Here is a 16,135-nt window from a genome sequence, read left to right on the forward strand (position 1 = left end):
CGCAATCCGAAGAATCCCAACAGTGTCGGGTTCCTCGATCTCGAGCGTGCGGGCCCACCAACCATGAAACTGGACCACGTGGCGGGCGCCGTTAGCCGTCGCGCCACAACTATCTGCGGTCGAGCGGGACCGTTACGGCAAACTCGTCGCCCGCCTGCTTGGGCTCGACCAGAAGGAAGCCGAGCAAGACGAGGCCGAATGCGGCCCAGGCGATGATCGGGAGTTGCTCGCCCAGAAGCAGCATGCCCCAGACGATCCCCGCCAGCGTCTGGGAATAGGCCATCTGACTGGCAAAGACCGCGCCCGCGGTCGCGACGAGATCGAGGGCCAGCGCGATCGCGATCCCCGAGGCGGCGCCGAGAACGAGGATGATGAGTTCAAGCCGGCCAAACCCAAATCCGGGCCACAGCATCATGCCTGAGCCCGAAGCGATCGGCATCAGCACGGCCGCCGAGAGCGCCATCATTACCCCCACGGTCGCGAAGGAACCCAGATCACGCGGCCGCCAGGCCATCAGCAGCGTGTGAATGGCAAGCAGAAGCGGCAGACCAAGCGCCGCCAGAAGCCAGATGCCATCGCCCTGCCCCTTGCCCGCACCGCCGAACACAAGCACGCTCGCGACCGCGGCGAACCCGAGGCCCAGCCCGGCGAGGCGCCGGAGATTTGGCCGCTCAAGCGCGATCAATGCGGCGAGGCCGAAAACCATAAAGCCTCGCGCGCTACCGATCAGTGCGATCATGGACGCCTCGACATGCCGCGCGACGACCACGGTTCCCAGCTGATAGATGCAGCCGAGGATCAGCGACCACGCGAGGAAGAACTTGGCGTGCTCCCCCTTCAGACGCGGCCAGCGTCCCCGCGCGCCGGCAATCGCGAGACAGACCAGCGCAGCTGAAATATTGGCCCAGACGACGATGCCGAGCGTCGGCGCGCCGAGCCCGCCCGCCATGCGGCCGAGGGCCGGCGCGATCCCGAAGATGCCACCCGCCGCGATCACGAGCAGCGTCCCCTTCAGGGTGCGCGCCGTCCGGTCGAAGCGTTTCTCGCGGTCATAGATCTCCTGCGCGAGACCGCGAAAGACCGAGGCGAGCCCGCCCAGCGGATCGCGCCGTCTGGCCACGTCGTCGAGATCGAGCTGCGACGGCCGGAAAGCGCCCGCCTCGATGACCTGTGCGGCGCGCGTGAGCTGTTCGACATCGCGGAAATAGGCGAGCTCGCGGTCGCGGAACTGCTTGCGCGCCAGCGAGGCGTCGAGACGGGCCTTGAGGATGGCGGGTTCGAAGTTCTTGGGCAGGAAATCCACTGCACCGAGCTCGATTGCCCGAACCACGCTCGGGATCTCGTCGTCGAGCGAGGAGATGACAATGACCGGAATGTTGGAGAGTGCCTCATCACCCATGATCGCGGTCAGGACATCGTAGCCGTCCATTCCCGGCATAACGATGTCGAGAAGGACCAGATCGAACGGATGCTCCCTCAGCCGCCGGAGGGCTTCGGCGCCGTCGGAGGCGATCTGTGCCCGGTGGCCGAGCGCCCGCATCGCGAGCGAGAGCTTCGCGGCGCTGATCCGGCTATCGTCCACGATGAGAATGTCGGCAAGCTTTTCGCGCGCCTCCGGCGGCACGGCGTCGCGATCGGGCTGCATGATGTCCGTGTCGTTCATGCCAGCACGATCATTCCGAGATGCTCCCGATGTCGACGGCATCGAGCGCCTGCCGCGCCGCCGCCTCCTCCCGCACGATCGCCGCGGCCTGCGAGGCCGCCTCGTGAAGGGCACCGTCACGGCATTGCCGCTCAAGCGCCTCGCAAAGCGTCGAGAGCCGCATTGCCCCGAAGTCCCGCGCATTCGATTTCAGGGTGTGCGCGGCGATCCGCAGCGTGTCGAGATCGCCGCTCCGCGCCGCCGAGTCGATCTGTGCGGCGAGCCCGGGTGCGATGTCACGATAGTCCGCGAGCAGTTCGCGGAGGTCCGCGGGGTCGCCGCCGATAAGATCGAGCAGCCGGTGCAACGCGCTCATGTCGATGATGGACCCGGTCATCCTGCCCCCTCGCCCTGCGGCCGCCGATCCGCCTGATCCGCCGCCGCGCGCGCACTCCTGCCGAAAAGCGCCGCGGCGCGGAGCGTCTCGACGAGCCTCTCCTCGCTTACGGGCTTGCTGAGGTAGTCGTCCATCCCCGCGCCGAGATAGGTCTCTCGATCCGAGGTCATCGCATTGGCGGTCAGCGCCACGATGAATGGGCGCGGGCCGCCGGCGGCGCGTTCGCGGATCGCGGCGGCGGCGGTGACGCCGTCCATGTCGGGCATCTCGATGTCCATCAGGACGATGTCGTAAGCGACCTTCGCACAGCTATCGATCGCCTCCTGCCCACTGCCGGCGATGTCGGCTTCATGGCCGATCTTCTTCAGGAGCTTTCGCCCGACCTTCAGATTGATCGCATTGTCGTCGACCAGGAGGATCGAGAGCGCGCCGTCCGGGGCAGGCCCGGCCGCATCGGCCATGCGCGGGTCGGATGTCGCCGTCTCCGCACCGAAGGCCGCCGCGAGAGCATTGAGCAACTGGCCCGATCGCGCGGGCTTGGTAAGAATCGCGGAGAACCCCGCCTCGCGCACGCGCTGCCAGAAATCCGCCTCGCCCGGCGAGACTGACGTGAACATCACCATGGGCAAGGATGCCTTGCCGGGCATCCCGCGAATCCGGCGGCCAAGGTCGATGCCGTTCATCTGCGGCATCTTGTAGTCGATCACCAACACGTCGAACCGATCGCCGTCGGCAAGCTGTGCGAGCGCCTCGGCCGGGGTGCCGACGGCGGTGACGCGAAGCTCCCAGCCGCGCAGTTTCTCGGCAATGATCAGGCGGTTCGTGCGGTTGTCGTCCACGACCAACGCCGTCCGCCCCCGTAGCGCGTCGAGCTGCCGGCGCCGGCCTGCGCGGTCCGGGCGCTCGGCGATCTCGAGCGGGAGCGTGAAGGAGAAGGTCGATCCGCGTCCGACCTCGCTCTCGACCCGGATTTCGCCGCCCATCAGCTCGACGAGACGCTTGGTGATGACGAGGCCGAGGCCGGTGCCGCCATACCGACGGGTCGTTGAGGCATCGACCTGGCTGAACGAACGAAACAGCCGGTGCATCCGGTCCGCGGGGATCCCGATCCCAGTGTCGCGGACCGCGAAGGACAGAAGCGCCTGCTGGCCCGGCCGGGTTCCGCGCGAGAGCGAGGATACGGTCAGGACCACTTCGCCCCGCTCGGTGAACTTGACCGCGTTGTTGAGGAGGTTGAGCAGGATCTGCTTGAGCCGGACGGGATCGCCGATAACCCCCCGCGGCACGTCGGGACCGATCCGGCACGCGAGTTCGATCCCCTTCTCGGCCCCCTTGGCGGCGACCAGTTCGGCTGCGGACTCGATGACCTCGGCAAGATCGATCGCAACCGCCTCGAGCTCGAGCGCCCCGGCTTCAACCTTCGAGAAGTCGAGGATGTCGTTGATGATGGAGAGCAGCGTTTCGGCCGCGTCGCCAATAGTCGTGGCGAAGTCGTGCTGCTCGGGGTCGAGCCGTGTCCCGAGCAGCAGGCGGCTCATGCCGATCACGCCGTTGAGCGGGGTCCGTATCTCGTGGCTCATCGTGGCGAGGAACGAGCTCTTGGCCTCGTTCGCCGCCTCGGCGGCGTCCTTGGCGCCTTGCAGCTCGTCGCTCATCAGCTTGATGTCCGAGATGTCCGAGACCACGACGACCGTGCCGCCGCCTTCGGTCTTGCGGATGCTGGTCTGATGCCAGGTCCTCCCAGCAGCCTCCTGCATGAACTGTGTCGCACCGCCACGGATTCTCGCAACCTGGCGCGCAATCCAGTCGGGATCGGTCGCGCTTCGGGGAAACCGCTTCTCGCGTGCCGCGCCCGCGACGATCTCGGAGAATGTCATTCCGGGGCGGCAGTCGTCGGCGGCATCGCCCAGCATGATCTCGCGGTAACGGCGGTTGGCCACGACGAGCCGCTCGTCCGCGTCAAACAGGGCAAAGCCCTCCGAGATGCTTTCGATGGCATCGAAAAGCCTCTGGCGGGCCGCCGCAATCTCCCGCAGGTTACTCGCCTCCATCTCCGCCGCTGTGTCGCGGAACACCCTCAGCGCATGCATGAGCCGCGAGACCTCGTCGCGCCCGCTGGGCTCGGGGAGCGTTACGCGCAGATTGCCCCCGGCCAGCTCCAATGCGGCGTTGCTGTAGGCGCTGAGGCGCGAGCCGAGACTGCGGTTCACGTAGACCGCCGCGCCTGCCATCGTCAGGATCGTGACCCCGACGACGAGCACGAGCGTCGTCCGGCTCGAGGCGAGCGAGTCGACAACGGTCGCAGCGGCAGCATCTGTCATCCGTCGGGCATCGGCGACGATCTGTGCCGAGATCGAGCTCATGTTCAGGCTCAGGGCGTTCGTCCGGAACAGGAGATCATCAGCCTTGCCGAGGGTTTCGAGCTCTTCGCGCCGCAGGGCGAAGATTCCATCCTGACCGAGACCCAAACCGATCAGTGCCCCGACGAGCGGCGCGACGGCGGCCACATCCTGCCCGGTCCCGATCCGGTCGAGGATGACCGCGACCTCGCGCTCGGCCATTCCAAGTTCGGATTGCAGCGCGTCGAGCGCCGGTCGTTCGCGCGCGAATGCGGCCACCGACAAAAGGCCGACGACCCGGTTTCCCAAGGCCTCGAGTTCGAGCAGGGCGCCATAGCCATCGACGCTGGCATTGCGGATCGCACTCAGGCTGGCCGAAACTTGGCGATTGAGGTCCATACCCACGTTGACTGCCTGCCCGCGAATGAGGGTGATCGACAGCCGCACCTCACGTTCCAGAGCCCGGAATGCCTCGCGAAGCTCCATCTCGATCCGCTCGTGGGCCGCGTCCGGGATCGTTCCGGCGCCGAGCGCCTCGCGCCGGGCCTCGAAGAAACCCGCACTGCCGACGGTCCGCTCCAGAATGCCGTCGAGGCCCGCGGCAATCCCGTCGGTATCGATCACATCCTGTGCCGCGGGGCTTGCCCGGATCTCGTCGACGTTGCGGACGGCAACCGAGCTTGCTCGCACGAAGTCGCCCCAGTGGCCGTCGAGCGCAGTCTCGGTTGAGGCCGCTGCTGCTGCGGCGACGGAATCCTCCATCCTCGCAAGCTGGGTGCTCATGCTGAGAACTGAGATAAGGGACTTGACGCTCATCTCGTTGAGGCGCTGAAGCGATGCGTCCGTATGGGCAGCGACGCGGGCACTCTCCGAGCCCAGCAAGTCGAGCTGACGCGAGATCAGCGGCTCGATCGCCGCGTTGAACTTCGCATGATCGACGGCCAGCGTCTCGATGCGGTCGCGAAGCAACTGCCGCAGCCTCAGGCGCTCGCCGACCGTCGATGCCAGCTCGCCGGCAAGCACGTCGATGTCATCAACCGCCTCGGTCAGCCTTGCGGCGGCGCGCGAGTCCACATTCTCGATGCCGAGCCGTCCGATGATGCCGCGCGTGTCGGAGATATGGTTGGTCAGGAGCGCCTTGCGGCTGGCAAGGGCGGACTCGCTCTCGGCTGTCGCCATCGCCGAGGCGACGGTCCTGATGTTCGTCGTCACCTCCGAGACGCGGTGCGCGGTAACGAGCGAGGGCAGGTTGTCCCGGGTTATCGCGGAAAGCTGCTGCTCGACGAGCACATTCGCCCTCTGCGCAATGATCGCGCTCGCCGCCGCGGCGAGAAAGATGACCCCGAAGACCAGGAACAGCTTCCCCCGGATCGTCGTGGGCAGCAAACTCACTCGTCGCGCGGATACGGTCCCCGCCGCTGGCCCCGCATGGGCTGGCCCGTCCTCGCGGGCCAATTGGCGAGAGGACGAGGCGGCGGCCATCACTCCAGCGAGAAGCCCCTGAGATCGTCGGGGGTCAGGTAGGCAACTGCCGGATTGAGCATCACGTCGAGATGCAGTTTGAAGAGCCGCGCCGAGTCACGGTCCTTCTGCGCCCATTCGAACCACAGAGGCAGCGCGATCCGCCGGAACCGCTCGACATCCTCCTCGGATAGCCGCGTCACCACCACGCCCGCCGCCTCGAAGTCCGCCCAGGCCGCAATGTTCGCCTGTTGGTGCGCCGTGAAATGCTCGTGCGAAAAGGCCCGAACCAGTTCGGTGAGGAGCGCCTGCGTCGCATCCGAGAGGGCGTTCCAGACCGCCTGGTTGAAGACGATGATCGTCAGATCTACCGGCTGGTGGAGGCAGGGCGTCGAAACCGGTCCCATGATGATGTATTTGCTGACTTCCGCGAAGCCGAGATCGTAGTTCATCGCGGGTCCCGTGAAGTCGGCCGCATCTATCGCGCCCGATGCCAGCGCGGGCCGAACCTCAGAACCTGCCAGCGCGACCGTTCGGGCGCCCACCGCCTTGAAGCAGTCCGCGATGAGCCCGCCCGGCATGCGCAGATTGAGGCCGTTGAAATCGTCAAGCGAGTGAATCGGCTTGTTCGAATGGATCAGGTTCATGTCGTGATGGACATGCCCGACGAAATGCAACCCGTGCCGGGCATAAAGCTCCCGGGCGAGTTCGGTGGCACCATAGCTGTCGAACAGCATGTCCCACTGATGCGGGTGCGGCAGGCCCATCGGAAACGAGGTGAGGAAGGCTCCCGCGGGCATCACGCCGGTGATTGCGGTGTAATGCGGCACCCAGTGCATGGCATCGAGAACGCCGGCGGCGGTCGCGTCCATCATGTCGAAGATTTCCGCGATTGTCCCGCCCGGGAAGGGCAGCAGCCTGACCTCGCCGCCCGTGAGTTCTTCCACACCCGCGCACCAGTCCCGGAAGGTGCGATAGCCGATGGTGTTCTCGGTCCAGAGGCTCTGGACCTTCAGCTCCTTCGTCGCGGCGGCACGTGCATTGCCAAGATAGGGCGCCGCGAGACCCGCACCTGCGGTCACGGCAGCCCCGGCGAGTGCGCTCCTGAAGAATGCGCGGCGTCCCGAGCGCACCGCCAAATGTTCACTACCCCGCGGTCCCCCGGACGAAATCGGCATAGCTCCCCCGTTACGCAATCACGCTTCTTTTCGTTTCGCCGGCTCTGTGATCCTTCACGGCAGCGTGAATGGACAGAATCTTGCACGGTTCGCCGTGTCAGGCCAGAGATTGTTTCCCAAGTGGCAAATGAGTCTGGAGTGGCCCACATCTCGCAGGCTCTTCCGATTCCGCCGCTTCACATGCCCCGCTTCAGACCCACAGCCCTCTGCCTGGGTCATGCAGGTCTGGACCAGCGCACTGCTGATGAAATCACCATCGCCCGCGGTCTGGATGAAGCTCGCGCCGTTCAGCGTCTCGCCGCTTTCATTGTAGCTCGCGAGCCCAGTAAGCACGGTCGAGCCTTGTTCCCCGTCAGCGCCTGCAAGCCGAATTGACGTGATTGGCTGACGGAGGATTTCTGGCTCAACGTGACCTCCATGGAGTGGAGATGAGACAGAAATCCGGGAGGCCGAAGCTGACGGCGGATCAGGTCGTGACGGACATCCGTCGCAGGACGCGCAACCACCATTCCGCCGAGGAGAAGATCAGGATCGCGCTGGGGGGTGCGCGGAACGTCGGTCACGCTCATGAATGAGGCGGGGCTCTCGATCCAGCAGGTGGCCTCGACCACCGGGCACACACTGTAATCCGCGACGCGGATCCTCCGGAAATATGGAGCTCGGACGAGGCGTCTCGCGAGGGCCGCGCTCCTCGGGTGGGAGAGCGCAAAAGAAACGCGATTTGCAGGCCGATTACAAACCTAGCCAGTAAGCGGCCTAGCGCCAATCAGAACAGTAAATGATATCAATAGGGTGATTGGCGCACCGGGAAGGATTCGAACCTCCGACCCCCAGATTCGTAGTCTGGTGCTCTATCCAGCTGAGCTACCGGTGCATTTGGTCCGCCAGAGGGGTTGCCTTGGCGCGACAGGGGGCGATTTAGCCGGGACAGGGGCTGATTGCAAGGAGCAAATTGCGGGTTTGCGGCGGCTCGGGCGGCTGGGGGAGTGCCGCGTTCAGTCCGGCAGGTGGATCTCGAAGCAGGTGCCCGTCTCGCCCGTCTCGACCAGTTCGAGCCGCCCTCCGCCCGCGCGCGCGAGTTCCGCGGCGATCGCGAGGCCGAGCCCCGTGCCACCCTGCCTCGCGCCGCCATGGAATGCGCGGAACAGGTTCTCGCGCGCCTTCCTGGGCATGCCGGGGCCGGTGTCGCGCAGCCGCAGGATGCTCGTCCCCTCCCCGGGGTGCAGGCTCAGCGCGATCTCGCCGGGCAGCCCTGAGGCCCGGATCGCCTCGCCAGCGTTGCGCATCAGGTTCAGCAGGACGCGATAGAGGTGCTTGGGGTCGGCCTTCACCACCGCGTCGGGCGGGATGCTGGCGACGAGGCGGACCGTGCCGTCGCTTGCCGTCACGCCCGCGGCCTCGGCCACCTCGTCGATCAGCGGCGCCAGCTCGATGCGACGAAGCTCGGGCGCGCGCTCCTCGGGGCGGCCGAAGTCGAGCGTCGTCTGGCACAGCGCGATCGCGCGGTCGAGCGAGCCGATGAGCTTCGGCAGCACCCGCGCGACCAGTGGATCGTTCGACATCTCGAGCCGGTCGGCCATCAACTGCACCGAGGCGAGGATATTGCGCAGATCGTGGCTCACCTTGGCGACCGCCTCGCCCAGCGAGGCGAGTCGTGCCCGCGCCCTGAGCGCCATGTGGACGTCGCGCTGCATCGCCGCGAGCGCGCGCTCGGCCTCGGCCACCTCGCCGAGCCGGCTCGCCGGCGTGATCACGCGGGCAGGGTCCTCGGGGTTCGCCTGGAATGCCTGCATGCTGCCGATGACGCCGAGCAGGGGCGCGACGACGAAGCGCCGGACCACGAGGAAGACGCAGGCCGCCGTGATCAGCGAGATGATCAGCGAAAGCTGAAGGATCCTGATGCCGTAGTCCATCATCGCCGCACGCAGCGGCTGCGCGTAGAGCGTGATCTCGACCTGGCTGAAGACGCCGTTCCCGGTCTCGCCGATCACCCGGATGACGGTGCCCTCCTTCTCGCCGAACAGGCAGTCGATGGCGTCGCGGATCAGGTCGAGCGCGGTCGCATCGCGCAAGTCGAAGGTCATCGCCATGCTCTCGATCGGCTCGCCCGGCAGAGCGAGGATACGGACGCCGGCCTCGCGGACCGCAACGTTCAGCGTGCCGGAATTGCGCAGGAGGCGCGTCTGCAGGTCGCGCGCGACATGGCCGTCGGGCGCCGCCATCACCGTCATTGCGGCGATCTCGGCGCGGACGATGCGCTCCTGCAGGTAGTCCATCCGGAAGCGCGCGACCGAGGGGACGAAGATCGACACTTCGACCAGCATCACCACGACGACCGTCAGGACCAGGAGGCGCCCCGATATCCCCGCCATCACACGCATGACCACGCCGTCAGCGATCCCTCGCGCCCGACGATGAGCGCAGCCGCCTCACCTTAGCCGAGACGCGCGAGAAGTCGAATCAAACGTCCGATCCACGGCCGGCCGAACAGCCGGGGCGTGAAATAGGCGCCCGCGACGCGCTTCGACACCTCGGACAGCGTGGGATAGGGCGCGACCACACCGGCCATCGCCCCGATCTTCATCCCCTGCCCGATGGCCAGCGCCCAGGGCAGGATCAGCTCGCCCGCATGCGGCCCCACGATCGACGCGCCGCGGATCCTGCCGCCGCGCGCGACCACGATCTTGATGAGCCCCTCGGTCCGCCCCTCGGCCACTGCGCGATCGTTCCGAGAGAAGTCGAAGCGGTGCACCTCCCATCCCTTCGGCAGGGATTTCGCCGCCTCGGCCTCGGTCATGCCGACATGGGCGAGCTCGGGGTCGGTGTAAGTCACCCAGGGGATAATGTCGGTGCGGTTGCGCACTGGCAGCCGGAACAGCGCGTTGCGCACCACCAGGCTCGCCTGGTAGCCCGCGACATGGGTGAACTGGAGCCCGCCCGCCACGTCGCCGATGGCGTAGACCCGGCGGTTCGAGACCGAGCGCAGGCCGGCGTCGACCGTGACGCCCCGGCCCGTGTGCTCGACCCCCGCCTTGTCGAGGCCGAGATCCCCCACATTGGCGCGCCGGCCGACAGCGAGCAGGAGATGCGTGCCCTCGATCTCGCCGCCGCGCTCGATGGCGACGCGGATCGCACCGGCACGGCCCGAGACGGCGGCGACCTTGGCGCCCTCGCGGATCTCGACCCCTTCGGCCCGCAGGCGGGAAAGCGCGATGGCGACCGTCTCGGGATCGTCGCGGCCCAGCGCCTTCAGCGCCTCGACCACCACCACCTCCGAGCCGAGCCGCCGGTGCGCCTGCGCCATCTCGAGCCCGATCGGCCCCCCACCGATGACGATCAGCCGCCCGGGCCGCTCGCGCAGGTCCCACAGCGTCTCGTTCGTCAGGTAGGGCACGCCGTCGAGCCCCGGGATCGCGGGCACCAGGGGCGACGAGCCGGTTGCGACGACGAAGCGGCGCGCGCGCACCACATGGCCGCCGGCCTCGACCTCGGAGGGGCTGATGAAGGCCGCGCGCGCCTGGATCACGCGCACGCCCAGGCCCTCGAACCGCTCGACCGAGTCGTGCGGCGCGATCGCCGCGATGGTCCGGGCCACATGCTCCATCGCCGCGGCATAGTCGACCGCGGGCTCGTCCGCGGCGATGCCGTAGGGCGCCGAGCCGCGATGCGCCTCAGCCCGGGCAGCCGCGGCGATCAGGGCCTTGGACGGCACGCAGCCATAGTTGAGGCAGTCGCCCCCCATCCGGTGGCCCTCGATCAATACGACCGAGGCACCGATTTGCGCCGCCCCCGCCGCGACCGAGAGCCCCCCGGAGCCGCCGCCGATCACGCAGATGTCCGTATCGATCCACTCGGCCATGTGCCGTCCCCCGATCTTTCCCTGCCCCGTCCTGCCGCCTCAGGCGCGCGGCCCGCGCAGCTTGCGGACGACGACCGGCAGGGCCGAGAGGGCCGCGAGGCCGACCAGCGGGCCGAGGATCGTGGGGGTGAAGATCACGCCCAGGTCCGGCTTGCCGCCAAGGTCGAGCACGCCGCCTAGGCCCGCCCCGACCGAGGCATAGACCGCCGTGCCGGGGACGATGCCGACGAGCGTGGTCCAGGAAAAGGTGCGCAGCCTCACGCCCAGGAAGGCGGGCGCGAGGTTCGCGACGAAGAACGGCACCGCGGGCACCAGCCGCATGATCAGGAGGTAGCTGACCTCGCCCTCGCGGAACCCGGCCTCGATGCGGTCGAGCCAGCGCCCGGCCTTCTCGTGCAGCACCGCGCCAAGCGAGGTGCGCGCCGCGCAGAAGATCATGATCGCCCCGATGGTGGCCGACAGCACCGTCGCCGCGGTGGCAAGCGCGGTGCCGAACAGGAATCCGCCGGCGATGGTGAGCCACACCGCCCCCGGCACCGAGAAGGCGACGGCGGCGATGTAGAGCCCCATGTAGAGCGCAACCGAAAGCGCGAAGTTCTGATCCCGGAAGGCCGCCAGCGTGTCGCGGTTCTCGGCGAGCGCGTCGAAGCTCAGATAGTCCCGCCCGTACAGCAGCGCCGCCACCGCGCCCGCGGCGATCAGCAGCATCGGCAGCCACCGCAGCAGCGTCCGGCGCGGCGCGTCATCGGTCTCGCGGTCCCGTCTCACGAGTTCAGCTAGGGACATGTTCCGTCTCCGATGCAAGGGCGTCGCCGCAGTCATAGGCGCAAGGTGTGGCGGCAGAGTGTGACAATCCATGCATCTCACGCGGGCTTGAAGAAACGCGAGAAGTGTTACGCCTGGGCATCCATGACCCGCCTGCGGGCGAGGCGCCTGCCCCGCCGCTCGGCGTTGACTCGCCACACCCCTTTCGCTATAGCCCACGGCTCTGAGAGACACCCCGGAGCGCAGGCCCCGCGCCACGCGCCTCCGTCAAGACCATCGGCCACCCATGGCGGGGCCGGTTACTGGAGGACAAGATGAAGCGCACCTACCAGCCGAGCAGGCTTGTCCGGAAGCGCCGCCACGGTTTCCGCGCCCGCATGGCGACCGCCAACGGCCGCAAGGTGATCGCGCGCCGCCGCCGGCAGGGCCGCAAGCGCCTGACGGCCTGAGCACCGGCACGGGCGCGCACCCTCGGGGAAGCGCCATGCACACCGATCGCAGGACGAATGATCCGCCGGCCCGGCGCCCCGCCGCGGCCGGCGGTACGCGTATGTCGGGCCCACCGCCCGAGACGCTGAAGAAGCGCGCCGACTTCCTCGCCTGCGCGCGGGCCCTCAAGCAGGCCACGGCCGGCATGATCGTGCAGGCCCGCCGGCGCGAGCCGGCCGACGATGCGCCCCCGCGCGTCGGCTATACCTGCTCGAAGAAGGTGGGCGGCGCGGTCGCGCGCAACCGCGCCAAGCGCCGTCTGCGCGAGGCCGCCCGCGCCGTGATCCAGGCGCAAGGCCGGCCGGGCTGGGACTATGTCCTGATCGGCCGGGCGGGCGCGACGGCCGCGCGCCCCTTCGACGCCCTCGTCGCAGATCTCGAGGCCGCGCTCGCCCGCCTCCATGCCGCAGGGCCGCGCGGGGCCATGCGGTGAGCCCGCTCGCGCGCCTGCTGGCCCTCCCCGTGCAGGCCTATCGCCTGATCCTGAGCCCCTGGCTGGGCCACAGCTGCCGCTTTCAGCCGACCTGCTCGGCCTATGCGCTCGAGGCGCTCGAGAAGCACGGCGCGCTGCGCGGGCTCTGGCTCACGGCGCGGCGGCTCCTGCGCTGCCGGCCCGGCGGCGGATCGGGCTACGACCCGGTGCCCGACCCGCCGCCCAGGCGCCACGCCTGACCCGGATCGTGCCGCCCGCCGCAGACCGTTCGCGCATCGAGCCCGACATGAGCCCCCAGATCACCGCCATCGGCCTTCTCACGCTCTCCAACGTCTTCATGACCTTCGCCTGGTACGGGCATCTCAAGTTCAAGGCCGCCCCCCTCTACGTCGTGATCCTCGCGAGTTGGGGCATCGCCTTCTTCGAATACGTCCTGCAGGTGCCCGCCAACCGGGTCGGCCACCGGGTGTTCAGCGCGGCCGAGCTCAAGACGATCCAGGAGGTCATCACGCTCAGCGTCTTCGCGATCTTCTCGGTGACGTATCTGGGCGAGGCGCTGCGATGGAATCACATCGCGGGCTTCGCGCTCATCGCGGCAGGGGCGTTCCTCGTCTTCCAGAAGTGAGCCGGCGTGACTTGGCGCTTAAACTCGGGCCGCCGCTGGTGTAGAGCCCGGACAGGCCGCCGCGGGCGTGGTGGAATGGTAGACACAAGCGACTTAAAATCGCTGGGGCCTGGCCCATGCCGGTTCGAGTCCGGCCGCCCGTACCAACCTTCCGACGCTCATGCGAAGGGGGCCAGCACCTCGACCAGCCGTGCGTGGACGGCGGGCGAGCCCGCCACGACGCGGCCGTCCGAGCCGATCCGCAGCGGGCGCCCCTCCCAATCCGTCATCACCCCGCCCGCCGCCTCGACCAGCGGCAGCACGGGCAGGTAATCGAAGGGCTCGAGCCCGTAATCCACCACCCCGTCGATCCAGCCGGCCGCGAGCTGGACGTAGGAATAGCAGTCCGCCGTCGCCCGCTGGTAACGTCCCTCGGCCAAGAGGGCGCCCAGCGCGGCGGGCTGGGCGGCAAGGATGCGCGGGGCCTCGTTGATCGCGACGAAGGCCGCGCCCGGCTCCACCCCCTCGCGGACATGCAGCGCCGTGGGCGCCTCCGCGCCGTCCTGAGCCAGCCAGGCGCCCAGCCCCGGGCCACCCCAGGCCAGTTCGCCCAGCGCCGGCATGCCGACGAGCCCTGCGACCGGCTCGCCCATGTGCAGGAGGCCCAGCAGCGTGCCCCACATCGGGTGGCCCGAGATGAAGCTCTTGGTGCCGTCGATCGGGTCCACGACCCAGACGAACTCGGCGTCGAGCCCCGCGCGCCCGAACTCCTCGCCCAGAATGCCGTGGCCGGGATAGCGGCGGCCGATCTCGGCACGGATCGCGGCCTCGGTCTCGCGGTCGGCGACGGTCACGGGGCTCTCGTCGGCCTTGGCCTCGACCGCGAAGCCCCGGCGGAAATGGCGCAGCGGCACCTCGCGCGCAGCCGTGGCGATCTCGCGCGCGGCATGCGCGAGCCCCGCGCGCTGGTCCACCGTCAGTCCGGTCATGTCGCCTCTCCCTCGGCCAGCACCACGCGCACGCCCGCGCCCGCCAGCATCGCGGCAATGTCGGGCGGGGGCGGTGCTTCGGTGACAACTGTGCCGATCGCGCCGGGATCGGCAATGCGGATCGGCGCCCAGCGCCCGAATTTCGTGGCATCGGCCGCGATCACCGCCTGCTGCGCGCAACGGATGATGGCGCGCGAGAACTCGGCCTCGCGCAGGTCGTGGAGCAGGAACCCCTCCTCCGCCGTGATCCCCACGACCGAGAGCACCGCATACTGCACCCGGAACTGCTGCACGAACGCGAGCGCCTCGGCCCCGAAGGCGCCCCCGTCATGCGAGCGCAGCTCGCCCCCCGCCATGAACACCCGGTTGCCGTTGGTGGTGGCCAGCGTCTGCGCCACGGGCAGCGAGTTGGTGACCACGAACAGGTTGCGGTGCCCCCTCAGCGCCTGCGCCACATAGGCGGTCGTCGAGCCGACATCGAGGAACAGCGACGCCCCGTCCGGGATCATCGCCGCCAGATGGCGCGCGACCTTTCCCTTGGCCGCGGGGTTCTCGGCAAAGCGCTGGGTGAAGCTGGGCTCCTCGACCCAGCCCTTCAGCACCACGCCGCCATGGACGCGCGTGACCAGCCCCCGGGCCTCGAGCCTGCGGACATTGCGCCGGATCGTCTCCTCCGAGACGCCAAGCTCGTGCGCCAGGTCCTGAATCCGGCCCGATCCCGCGCCGCCAAGAACCTGGAGGATCTCGCTCTCGCGATGCGTCGCCCGCCGCGTGTCCGTCTCGCTTGCCACCATGCGCCTATTTTTCCCGCAACCACTGCCGAGAAGCAAACGCATTTCCAACGAAAAGCCACAAAACCCAACATTCCCGTTTGACAGACGGCCAGATTCGCCCCGACCCTTCGACGCAGAACCCGGCCGTTTCGGGCGGAGCCGGGCCGCATCGCGCCGCCGCACCGGCGCCGGCAGGAGAGGGAGAAGGACGATGACCACCAAGGCATTGCTGAGCTCGGCCGCGGCTCTCGCGCTCGCGCTCGGCCTCGCGGGTCCCGCCGCGGCACAGGTCGAGAGCGACGACCCGATCCGGCTCACGCTGCACGACTGGACCGGGCAGCTCGTCACCACCAACCTGATGGCCCGCGTGCTCGAGGAAGCGGGCTACACCGTGGAACTCGTGCAGGCCGACTACATCGCCCAGTTCGCCGGGCTCAAGACGGGCGATCTGCACGTCGCCATGGAGATGTGGGAGACCACCGGCCGCCAGGCGATGGACGAGGCGACCGCCACCGGCCAGGTGGTCAATTTCGGCCCCACCGGCATGGAAGCGGTCGAGGAGTGGTGGTACCCCAGCTACATGAAGGAGAAGTGCCTGGGGCTCCCGGACTGGAAGGCGCTCAACGACTGCGCCGAAGCCTTCGCCACCGCCGAGACCGCGCCCAAGGGCCGTTATCTGGGCGCCCCCGTCACTTGGGGCGGCTTCGACGAGGAGCGGGTCGAGGCGCTTGGCCTCAATTACGAGGTGATCCATGCCGGCACCGACGCGGCGTTGTTCGCCGAGCTCGAATCCGCCTATCAGCGGCAGGCGCCGATCCTGATGTGGGTCTACGCGCCCCACTGGTCGCAGACCAAGTACGAGGGCGAGTGGATCGAGTTCCCGCCCTACGAGGCCGCCTGCTACGAGGACCCAGCATGGGGCATCAACCCGAACAAGACGCATGACTGCGCCAAGCCCCGCGGTCCGATCTGGAAGGTCGGCTGGGCGGGTGTCGCCAACAAGTGGCCGGGGGCTGCGAAGGCGATCGGGGCATTCACCATCTCGAACGCCGAGATGGACAGGATGATCGCCCGCATCGACCTCGACGGCGAGCAGCTCGATGCCGTGATCGCCGACTGGATGGCGCAGAACGAGGCCGTCTGGCAGGGCTGGATCGCGAAGTGACACCGGCGGGCGCCCCCGCGGCGCCCCCCGCCCGGCCCGGA

The 16,135-nt window shown here is 68.5% G+C and carries 15 protein-coding genes and 2 tRNA genes; 7 read left to right on the plus strand and 10 right to left on the minus strand.

The window, feature by feature from the left end:
• Nucleotides 1-109: 109 nt before the first annotated feature.
• The 4 genes from M1105_RS08035 to dctP all read right to left on the minus strand — a co-directional run bounded on the left by M1105_RS08035 (nt 110) and on the right by dctP (nt 6,921).
• Nucleotides 110-1,663 carry a response regulator gene (locus M1105_RS08035; protein ID WP_249579829.1) on the minus strand — a complete coding sequence of 518 codons (1,554 nt, stop codon included), beginning with the start codon at nt 1,661-1,663 and terminating at the stop codon, nt 110-112.
• 10 nt (nt 1,664-1,673) lie between these two features.
• The gene (locus tag M1105_RS08040; RefSeq protein ID WP_249579830.1) at nt 1,674-2,039 is read right to left on the minus strand and encodes an Hpt domain-containing protein; all 366 of its coding nucleotides are present in this window, start codon (nt 2,037-2,039) and stop codon (nt 1,674-1,676) included.
• Nucleotides 2,036-5,764, minus strand: coding sequence for a hybrid sensor histidine kinase/response regulator (locus M1105_RS08045; RefSeq protein ID WP_249579831.1), 3,729 nt, complete (start codon nt 5,762-5,764; stop codon nt 2,036-2,038). The genes M1105_RS08040 and M1105_RS08045 overlap by 4 nt, the downstream gene beginning before the upstream one ends.
• A 95-nt stretch (nt 5,765-5,859) precedes the next feature.
• Entirely contained in the window at nt 5,860-6,921 is a 1,062-nt protein-coding gene (dctP, locus tag M1105_RS08050; RefSeq protein WP_249579832.1) for a TRAP transporter substrate-binding protein DctP, read from the minus strand.
• A gap of 524 nt (nt 6,922-7,445) precedes the next feature.
• Here dctP and M1105_RS08055 point away from each other — a divergent pair.
• Nucleotides 7,446-7,592: a hypothetical protein gene (locus M1105_RS08055; RefSeq protein WP_249580168.1), complete on the plus strand. Its 147-nt coding sequence runs from the start codon at nt 7,446-7,448 to the stop codon at nt 7,590-7,592.
• Between the two features lie 222 nt (nt 7,593-7,814).
• Here M1105_RS08055 and M1105_RS08060 read toward each other — a convergent pair.
• The 4 genes from M1105_RS08060 to M1105_RS08075 form a co-directional block, all read right to left on the minus strand.
• Nucleotides 7,815-7,891 (minus strand) — tRNA-Arg (locus tag M1105_RS08060).
• A 121-nt stretch (nt 7,892-8,012) separates the two neighbouring features.
• Nucleotides 8,013-9,398, minus strand: coding sequence for a sensor histidine kinase (locus M1105_RS08065; RefSeq protein WP_249580161.1), 1,386 nt, complete (start codon nt 9,396-9,398; stop codon nt 8,013-8,015).
• A 53-nt stretch (nt 9,399-9,451) separates the two neighbouring features.
• Nucleotides 9,452-10,876, minus strand: a complete 1,425-nt coding sequence (locus M1105_RS08070) for a dihydrolipoyl dehydrogenase family protein (protein ID WP_249579833.1) — start codon at nt 10,874-10,876, stop codon at nt 9,452-9,454.
• Nucleotides 10,877-10,915: 39 nt separating this feature from the next.
• On the minus strand, nt 10,916-11,662 hold the full coding sequence (locus M1105_RS08075) for a TVP38/TMEM64 family protein (RefSeq protein ID WP_249579834.1): 747 nt from the start codon (nt 11,660-11,662) through the stop codon (nt 10,916-10,918).
• Between the two features lie 293 nt (nt 11,663-11,955).
• Here M1105_RS08075 and rpmH point away from each other — a divergent pair, with 293 nt between their 5' ends.
• From rpmH to M1105_RS08100, 5 genes are all read left to right on the plus strand, one after another.
• Nucleotides 11,956-12,090 carry a 50S ribosomal protein L34 gene (rpmH, locus tag M1105_RS08080; protein ID WP_249579835.1) on the plus strand — a complete coding sequence of 45 codons (135 nt, stop codon included), beginning with the start codon at nt 11,956-11,958 and terminating at the stop codon, nt 12,088-12,090.
• A gap of 101 nt (nt 12,091-12,191) precedes the next feature.
• Nucleotides 12,192-12,563, plus strand: a complete 372-nt coding sequence (gene rnpA / locus M1105_RS08085) for a ribonuclease P protein component (protein ID WP_249579836.1) — start codon at nt 12,192-12,194, stop codon at nt 12,561-12,563.
• Nucleotides 12,560-12,802: a membrane protein insertion efficiency factor YidD gene (gene yidD / locus M1105_RS08090; RefSeq protein WP_249579837.1), complete on the plus strand. Its 243-nt coding sequence runs from the start codon at nt 12,560-12,562 to the stop codon at nt 12,800-12,802. Before rnpA ends, yidD begins: the two co-directional genes overlap by 4 nt.
• 47 nt (nt 12,803-12,849) lie before the next feature.
• On the plus strand, nt 12,850-13,188 hold the full coding sequence (locus M1105_RS08095; RefSeq protein ID WP_249579838.1) for a DMT family protein: 339 nt from the start codon (nt 12,850-12,852) through the stop codon (nt 13,186-13,188).
• 61 nt (nt 13,189-13,249) lie between these two features.
• Nucleotides 13,250-13,334: transfer RNA gene (locus tag M1105_RS08100), tRNA-Leu, on the plus strand.
• 12 nt (nt 13,335-13,346) lie between these two features.
• Here the strand turns inward: M1105_RS08100 and M1105_RS08105 are convergent.
• Complete coding sequence (locus M1105_RS08105; protein WP_249579839.1) at nt 13,347-14,156, minus strand: inositol monophosphatase family protein; 810 nt, start codon at nt 14,154-14,156, stop codon at nt 13,347-13,349.
• Complete coding sequence (locus tag M1105_RS08110; protein ID WP_249579840.1) at nt 14,153-14,950, minus strand: DeoR/GlpR family DNA-binding transcription regulator; 798 nt, start codon at nt 14,948-14,950, stop codon at nt 14,153-14,155. Before M1105_RS08110 ends, M1105_RS08105 begins: the two co-directional genes overlap by 4 nt.
• Before the next feature lie 190 nt (nt 14,951-15,140).
• Between M1105_RS08110 and M1105_RS08115 the strand changes: the two genes are divergently transcribed.
• Nucleotides 15,141-16,094 (plus strand): ABC transporter substrate-binding protein, encoded by a 954-nt coding sequence (locus tag M1105_RS08115; RefSeq protein WP_249579841.1) that lies wholly within the window; start codon nt 15,141-15,143, stop codon nt 16,092-16,094.
• Nucleotides 16,095-16,135 lie beyond the last annotated feature (41 nt).

It is taken from the genome of Thermohalobaculum sediminis, assembly GCF_023487995.1.
GTDB classification, from domain to species: Bacteria; Pseudomonadota; Alphaproteobacteria; order Rhodobacterales; family Rhodobacteraceae; genus Thermohalobaculum; species Thermohalobaculum sediminis.

Coding starts and splice junctions, on each gene's coding strand:
- M1105_RS08070 (WP_249579833.1), bottom strand. CDS start 10,876: ATGGCCGAGTGGATCGATACGGACATCTGCGTGATCGGCGGCGGCTCC.
- M1105_RS08110 (WP_249579840.1), bottom strand. CDS start 14,950: ATGGTGGCAAGCGAGACGGACACGCGGCGGGCGACGCATCGCGAGAGC.
- rpmH (WP_249579835.1), top strand. CDS start 11,956: ATGAAGCGCACCTACCAGCCGAGCAGGCTTGTCCGGAAGCGCCGCCAC.
- M1105_RS08095 (WP_249579838.1), top strand. CDS start 12,850: ATGAGCCCCCAGATCACCGCCATCGGCCTTCTCACGCTCTCCAACGTC.
- rnpA (WP_249579836.1), top strand. CDS start 12,192: ATGTCGGGCCCACCGCCCGAGACGCTGAAGAAGCGCGCCGACTTCCTC.
- M1105_RS08055 (WP_249580168.1), top strand. CDS start 7,446: ATGAGACAGAAATCCGGGAGGCCGAAGCTGACGGCGGATCAGGTCGTG.
- M1105_RS08105 (WP_249579839.1), bottom strand. CDS start 14,156: ATGACCGGACTGACGGTGGACCAGCGCGCGGGGCTCGCGCATGCCGCG.
- M1105_RS08115 (WP_249579841.1), top strand. CDS start 15,141: ATGACCACCAAGGCATTGCTGAGCTCGGCCGCGGCTCTCGCGCTCGCG.
- M1105_RS08065 (WP_249580161.1), bottom strand. CDS start 9,398: ATGCGTGTGATGGCGGGGATATCGGGGCGCCTCCTGGTCCTGACGGTC.
- M1105_RS08040 (WP_249579830.1), bottom strand. CDS start 2,039: ATGACCGGGTCCATCATCGACATGAGCGCGTTGCACCGGCTGCTCGAT.
- M1105_RS08035 (WP_249579829.1), bottom strand. CDS start 1,663: ATGAACGACACGGACATCATGCAGCCCGATCGCGACGCCGTGCCGCCG.
- M1105_RS08075 (WP_249579834.1), bottom strand. CDS start 11,662: ATGTCCCTAGCTGAACTCGTGAGACGGGACCGCGAGACCGATGACGCG.